We start from the raw sequence: 6,957 nt of genomic DNA on the forward strand, positions 1-6,957 counted from the left end.
AGTGTTGCACTTCAATTTTAAATCGGGGTAAGATTTAAAACACGTAAAACCGTATAGTTTATTGTTGTTTCAAAAGTTTATCTTGATAACAAAAAAGAGGTCCAGAAATCGTTTTTTGATTTCTGGGCCTCTTTTTTCTATCTAAATTTGAAACGTCAAAGTGCCAAGATCACACTATAGGTCTGCACCTGATAGTGCTCACTTTCTCCCGTTTCTCTCCACTCTGTTTTATTTTAACAAGTAGATATACAAATGATCAGCTGAAATGCCTATACTAAAGTCAACTCCATTGGAATGGATCGTCTTAGCAGTTGTTTTCGTTGACTTGTTTGTATTCATTTGCTTTTTAAATTGTTTTAAAACCGCTTTTGGATCAGCACCCACAGCTGAAGATAACATAGAAAACTTCAAAATAAAATCACGCGCCTGAGTTTTATTCTTCATGGCCTTTGTTGGCACAACTAATGCTAAAGCATTAACTTTTTCATCTTTAACATTAGCTCGCAACTGAAAATTCTTTTTCTTTTGCAAATCATGGATCCCATTTTTCGCTTGTGTTGGCAACTGGTCTTTCTTAGCCGCCTCTTGTGCCTGAGCCAATTTAGGTTTTAAGACGGCTTGCTTTTGCTGTAACTGTTGTGCTTCTTGTTTTAGTTTTTCTCCCGCCTGCGCTTGTTTCTGCAAATCAGCTGCTGCTTGCTGATCTTGGCTTTGAGCAACGGCTTTTTGATCAGCAGCAACCTTCTTTTGAATCTCTGCTTGCTGTGCTTTTAATTGTTGTGCCTGCTTTTGCATAGACATAACAGCTTTTTGGTCTTGGGCAGACAACTTAGTCAGCACAAGTCCTTGATCAAATTTTTGCTTGATCTGAGAATAATTTCCTAAAGGTTGGGTTTTATCGACCCTAACAGTCTCTTTTTGAGAACCAGCTTTTAAGTACACCATTTGCGCCTTTTCCTGAACTGGGATCATTACGGTATATGCTGAACTCTCAGGTTTAACTGTTTTTTTTGAACCATTATCTATTTGATATGTGACCCGCTCTTGGTTAGTCTTCCCTTTGATAACAACTGCCAAACCGTCAGCTTTCAAATGGTGGTTTGAGACTGACAATTGATCTTGACCACATCCTGTCAGGAACAATGCAACAAATGCAAGCGCTAGTACTAACACACTAATTTTTTTCATAATGCACATTGCCTCCTAACTAAAATGACAAACCACTAGTAAACTGACTATTATATAGGTCAGCGTAAAAGCCGTTTTGTTTCAATAACTCGTCATGAGTACCTGTTTCAACAACAGAACCATGATTCATCACGATAATGTTATCCGCGTTTTGGATAGTAGACAAACGATGAGCAACCACAAAACTAGTCCGTCCTTTTAACAAACGTTCCATAGCATGTTGAATATGGACTTCCGTTCTTGTATCAACCGAACTTGTAGCTTCATCCAAGATCAAGATCTCTGGATCGGCCAAAAAGGCACGTGCGATCGTGATCAACTGTCGTTGTCCCTGAGAAACATTGGACCCGGATTCATTTAAGACTGTGTCATAACCATCGGGCAAACGGCGGACAAAATTGTCAACATGAGCAGCTTTGGAAGCATTCATGATCTCTTCATCTGTAGCATCTTCACGTCCGTATCTAATGTTTTCATAGATCGAGCCTGAAAACAGCCAAGTATCCTGAAGGACCATCGCAAAATGCGAACGAACATCTTCACGATCGATATCTCTAGTGTCAACACCGTTCAAACGAATATTGCCGCCCTTAATATCATAGAAACGTTCTAACAAGTTAATGATAGTTGTCTTACCGGCACCTGTCGGTCCAACGATCGCCACTTCTTGTCTCGGTTTAACTTCCAAGTTGTAATCAGTCATCAAAAGATCCTTACCATCATAACCGAATTTGACGTGTTGTAATTCGATCAAATTAGAGGTCGATTCGACTGGACGAGCATCCTTGGTGTCTTTCATTTCTTCTTCATCGATCACTTCAAAGATCCGCTCCGCAGAAGCAATAGTCATTTGAATCGTGTTCATTAAGTTAGCCATTTGAGAAATAGGTTGTGAGAACTGGTTCATATATTGCAAGAAAGCTTGAATGTTACCTAACGTGACAGTTCCATTAGCAACTTGGATCCCACCAATAATAGCAACAAACACATAACCAATATTATTTAAGAAGATCATCAACGGCATAACGATCCCTGATACGAACTGTGCTTTCCAAGATGAGCGATAATAATTGTCATTTTCTTTCTGAAAAGCCTTGATCGAATCATTTTGTTTGTTGAAACTCTTCAAGACTTGTTGACCGGCAAAGTTTTCTTCGACCTGATCATTGATCAAACCTAGGCTCTTTTGTTGTGCAGCAAAATACTTCTGTGATTTTGGAGCAACAAATCCGACGACGATCAAACTAACAGGGATCGTCACTAGAGCGATCAAAGTCAATTTCCAGCTAATCGAAAACATCATCCACAAAGTTCCAATAAACTGCACGACACTTGTGACAGCCTGCGTTAAGTTTTGTTGTAAGATATTCGCAACGTTATCCATATCATTGACGGCACGGCTCATAATATCACCGTTACTATGGGTATCATAATAGTTGATCGGTAAACGTTCCATCTTGCTTTTCAGATCTTTTCTCATTTTATAAACAGTATTTTGAGAAATGTAAGTCATGATCAACTGTTGCACAAAAGCAAAAATTGCTGCTGCTAAATACATTAAGATCACAATAATAATAATTTGAATGATCTTTTCGTAATTGATCGGCAGACCATGAATATCTATCCCTGCTTTTTGTTGAGAAGTTCCTTTCATAACGCCTTTGTATATCTCAGTTGTTGCGCGGCCTAAGACTTTAGGAGTCCTGATTTGAAAAATCACACTAACGATCGCAAAGATCATCACAAAGATCAAGCCTACTATCCGATTAGACATATAGCCCAACAAACGACTGGTCGTCTTCCAAAAATTTTTAGGTTTACGACGACGTTCGACAGAATGTGAATTTTGAGCCATTAGGCTTCATCTCCCTTCTTGATCTGAGAATTAATGATTTCTTGGTATATCTCATTACTATTTTTCAATTCATCATGAGTTCCTTGACCAACAACTTTTCCTTCATCCAACACCAAGATGTTATCAGCATCTGCAACTGTAGCGATTCGTTCTGCAACAATGATAATAATACTTTGCTGCATATGTTCATCGTTTTTTAAAGCCTGACGTAAAACTGAATCAGTCTTAAAATCTAAGGCTGAAAATGAATCATCAAAAACGTAAACCGCAGCCTGTTTGACTAAAGCACGCGCAATCGTCAAACGTTGTCTTTGACCACCGGAATAGTTGTCACCATTTTGTTCAACATACTGGTCTAAACCTTCTGGAGATTCTTTAACAAAGTCTGTGGCTTGCGCAATACCTAAAGCATGCCAAATTTCTTCATCAGTAGCGTTTGGCTTACCAAATCTCATATTTTCACGTAACGTTCCCCTAAAGAGAACCGCTTTTTGCGGAACAAAAGAGACCATGTCACGCAAATCAGCTAAACCATAATGCTTTAAGTCTTGTCCATCCAGGGATATTTCTCCCTTTTCTACATCGTAAAATCGTGGGATCAGGTTGACCAAAGAAGTTTTACCGGAACCAGTACCACCGATGATGCCGACAGTTTGTCCGCTGTCTGCCTTAAAATCAACATTCGTCAAAACTGGTTCTTCAGCATTAGCATAACGATAATCAACATGAGAAAACTCCAACGAATGGTTTCCGGGTGTATTATCAGTTTTGACTGGCGTTGTATCTTCTTTCAATGTCGAACGCAGGTCAAAGACCTCTTGAATACGTTTAGCAGAAGCCTGAGCACGTGGGATCATAATAAAGACCATTGAAAGCATCATAAAACTGACTAAAATTTGAGCTGCATACGCCATAAATGAGATCAAATTACCAACAGGCATGGCCTGGGCACCGATCAGCTTAGCTCCAAACCAAACAATTGCCACGTTTGTCCCACTAATGATCAACTGTATAGCTGGGAACGAAAAAGCCATGATGATGTTAACATTGATCGCATTTTGGGTGAAGTCTCGGTTAGCATCTTCAAAACGGTCTTGCTCAAATTTATCACGACGGAAAGCACGGATCACTCGAACCCCTGTTAACCCCTCACGAAAAACACGGTTCAAGCGATCAGTCTTAGTCTGCATCGCTTTAAATTTAGGAACAGCTAAGTATAATAAGATTCCCACAAAAACTAACATGATCGGTAATACCACCAAGAAAATCAGAGTCAAACGGTGGTTTTTGTTATATGCTAAAAAACTGGCCCCAATCAACATCACGGGTGACATCAGCATCATTCGCAACATCATAATGTACACGTTTTGAATCTGGATCACATCGTTGGTCGTTCTTGTGATCATTGATGATGTTTCGATCTGATCATATTCATCGTTGGACATATTGATGACCTTACCATAGATATCATTACGTAACCTGTGCCCTAACTTCATTGAAGCTTGTGATGCGATAAAAACATTACTTGCTGCAGCAGCAATACTTAATAATGAAAAACCGATCATCTTCATCCCAACATGCCAGATATAATCAATATCACCATTAACGACTCCGTTATTGACAATATCTGACGTCAAACTAGGGATATTCAAGTTAGCAGTAACTTGGACGATCATAAAAAGGACTGCACCAACGACTGCCCAGATCGACATTCGTCCTTTAGCGAGTTTAAACATTCATACTTACCCCTTTCAAAATAACTGCGCTATTAACTACAATTTAAAAAGCACCTGTTTTTTTAAATTCATTTATGCTTTTGACAACATTTATTCTTAGTTTCTGTCTCAAAAAATTTTACTGGTAAATCACCATGTGTTTTTTGAAACTGTTTGAACATTTCGAAATGTCTTTGCGGATCCTCATAGAAGCGTTCATTTTTATCACCTTCAGGAAGTTCCTCTTGCATAGCATTACTTAATTTTCCTAACAGTTGACTAAATTGTACTTGCTCTTCTTTAGTCAGCTTATTAAACAAAGCAATGTTATGGGCTTCATCCATCTTTTCAGATACTTTTTTCCCCTTAGCGGTCAAATGGATCATCATGATCCTGCGATCCTCTTGCGCTGGGTGACGTTCTATCAATTCATTTCTTTCGAGTTTGACTAACAATTCGCCCAATGACTGCGGCCTGATAGCTAACAAATAAGTCAAATCTTTTTGCGAAATATCAGGTCTCATTTTTAAAACAGCTAAAATACGCCCTTGACCTTGTAAAAAATTGCCATATTTACCGAGATTTTTATGATGATAGCTAGTATATCGACGAAACAATCTAATAAAAATTAAAAATTGTTCGGTAATTTCGTCCATTAGAAAAGTCCTCCTATAAAAAATTGAGCGCTACAGGACGTAATTTTCCAAAAGTGATTAAAGTTTGTCCCTACTTAGTAAGTAATATCTTGCTAAAATTAATGGAAAATCACGCTCGGTTAGCTCACTAAAACAACAAGGCAAAAATATCCGTAATCAATTTTTCTGAATTTTTGCCAATCTATTATTTAAAATTACTTTGAATATAATACAGGTACCTTAACAATATGTCAACATCTGAAATTCATTTTTTCATAAATTTTCATGAATATTATTTTGCTATTTGTAAAATACATTTTTTTGAATACACTCTTCTTTTTATTCAAAAAAAGAGCAAGTCGCATAAACAATACAGGTGCGACTTGCTCTTTAGATAATTGGTTTTCTAGTTGGTTTTATTCGTAACGCAGATAACTAACAGTCGTATTCAAATATTCTTCAAATCCATGTTGACCATCGGCACCGCCTAGGCCAGATTGACGCCAACCAGCATGATAGCCAGTAAGAGCTTCTTCAGCTTCACAGTTAACGTAAACTTCACCAATGTTCAAACGATTAGTAAACTCCATGGATTCTTTTAAGTCATCAGTGTATACATATGAAGAAAGGCCATATGGGGAGTCATTAGCCCTATCGATGGCTTCATCAATGGTAGCAAACTTAGCTATTGGCAAAACCGGCCCAAAAATTTCGTCTTTCATGATTTGAGAGTCATCATCGACATTAACGATCACAGTCGGTTCATAAAAATTGCCCTCACTTTCAATAATATGACCGCCAGTTAGAACTTTAGCGCCGGCAGCAACGGCATCCTGAACTTTTTTTTCAATAGAATCTAATTGTTTCTTATTAATGATCGGTCCCATATCAGTGTTAGGTGAAGTTGGATCCCCCGTAACGATTTTGCTCATAGTATCTGTGACTTTCTTGACAAATTCATCATAAACTTCGCTTTGTACATAGATCCTTTCTGGGCAAGTGCAGACCTGACCACTGTTTTTGATCCGAGCCATCACAATATACTTCACAGCCTTATCAATATCAGCTTTATTAGTGACAATTGCAGGAGCTTTACCACCTAATTCCAAGTTGACCTTCTTTACATTAGCTGCCGCAGCTTCCATAACTGACTTACCGGCACCTGTACTTCCCGTAATAGAAATTAAATTGATCTGTTGATTTTTAGCAAGTAAATTTCCAATCGAGGATCCTGGGCCACTGATAATTTGAACTAGACCAGCAGGAATATCTGTTTTTTGCAGTAATTCTGCGATTTTAAAGGTTCCTAGCGGGGTCTCACCACTAGGTTTAACAATAATTGAACAACCAGTTACTAAAGCAGGGATCATTTTACGCATTAGAATAAAAATTGGTGCATTCCAAGGAATGATGCCAGACGTTACTCCGATAGGCTTTTTGATCAGCATAATAGTTTCATGATCAACTTGGTTTTGTAAAACCTCACCCTTATTAGATTGGGCCAGCCCCGTCATATATTTAATATAATTGATAGAACCTGAATTATTCATACTTTTCCCTTAAG

Annotated in this window: 5 protein-coding genes; all 5 read right to left on the minus strand. The window is 38.1% G+C overall.

All coding sequences use genetic code 11. The annotated features are described in order from the left end of the window. Positions 1-228: 228 nt before the first annotated feature. The 5 genes from FC65_RS07705 to FC65_RS07725 all read right to left on the minus strand — a co-directional run bounded on the left by FC65_RS07705 (position 229) and on the right by FC65_RS07725 (position 6,943). Positions 229-1,188 carry a hypothetical protein gene (locus tag FC65_RS07705; protein ID WP_056972162.1) on the minus strand — a complete coding sequence of 320 codons (960 nt, stop codon included), beginning with the start codon at positions 1,186-1,188 and terminating at the stop codon, positions 229-231. 19 nt (positions 1,189-1,207) lie between these two features. After that, positions 1,208-3,043: an ABC transporter ATP-binding protein gene (locus FC65_RS07710; RefSeq protein WP_056972163.1), complete on the minus strand. Its 1,836-nt coding sequence runs from the start codon at positions 3,041-3,043 to the stop codon at positions 1,208-1,210. After that, positions 3,043-4,779, minus strand: a complete 1,737-nt coding sequence (locus tag FC65_RS07715) for an ABC transporter ATP-binding protein (RefSeq protein WP_056972164.1) — start codon at positions 4,777-4,779, stop codon at positions 3,043-3,045. Before FC65_RS07715 ends, FC65_RS07710 begins: the two co-directional genes overlap by 1 nt. Before the next feature lie 68 nt (positions 4,780-4,847). Further along, positions 4,848-5,414: a MarR family winged helix-turn-helix transcriptional regulator gene (locus FC65_RS07720; protein ID WP_056972165.1), complete on the minus strand. Its 567-nt coding sequence runs from the start codon at positions 5,412-5,414 to the stop codon at positions 4,848-4,850. Positions 5,415-5,809: 395 nt separating this feature from the next. Continuing rightward, the gene (locus FC65_RS07725) at positions 5,810-6,943 is read right to left on the minus strand and encodes an aldehyde dehydrogenase family protein (RefSeq protein ID WP_082619068.1); all 1,134 of its coding nucleotides are present in this window, start codon (positions 6,941-6,943) and stop codon (positions 5,810-5,812) included. Between the last annotated feature and the right edge of the window lie 14 nt (positions 6,944-6,957).

The organism is Ligilactobacillus acidipiscis DSM 15836 (assembly GCF_001435755.1).
Lineage (GTDB): Bacteria > Bacillota > Bacilli > Lactobacillales > Lactobacillaceae > Ligilactobacillus > Ligilactobacillus acidipiscis.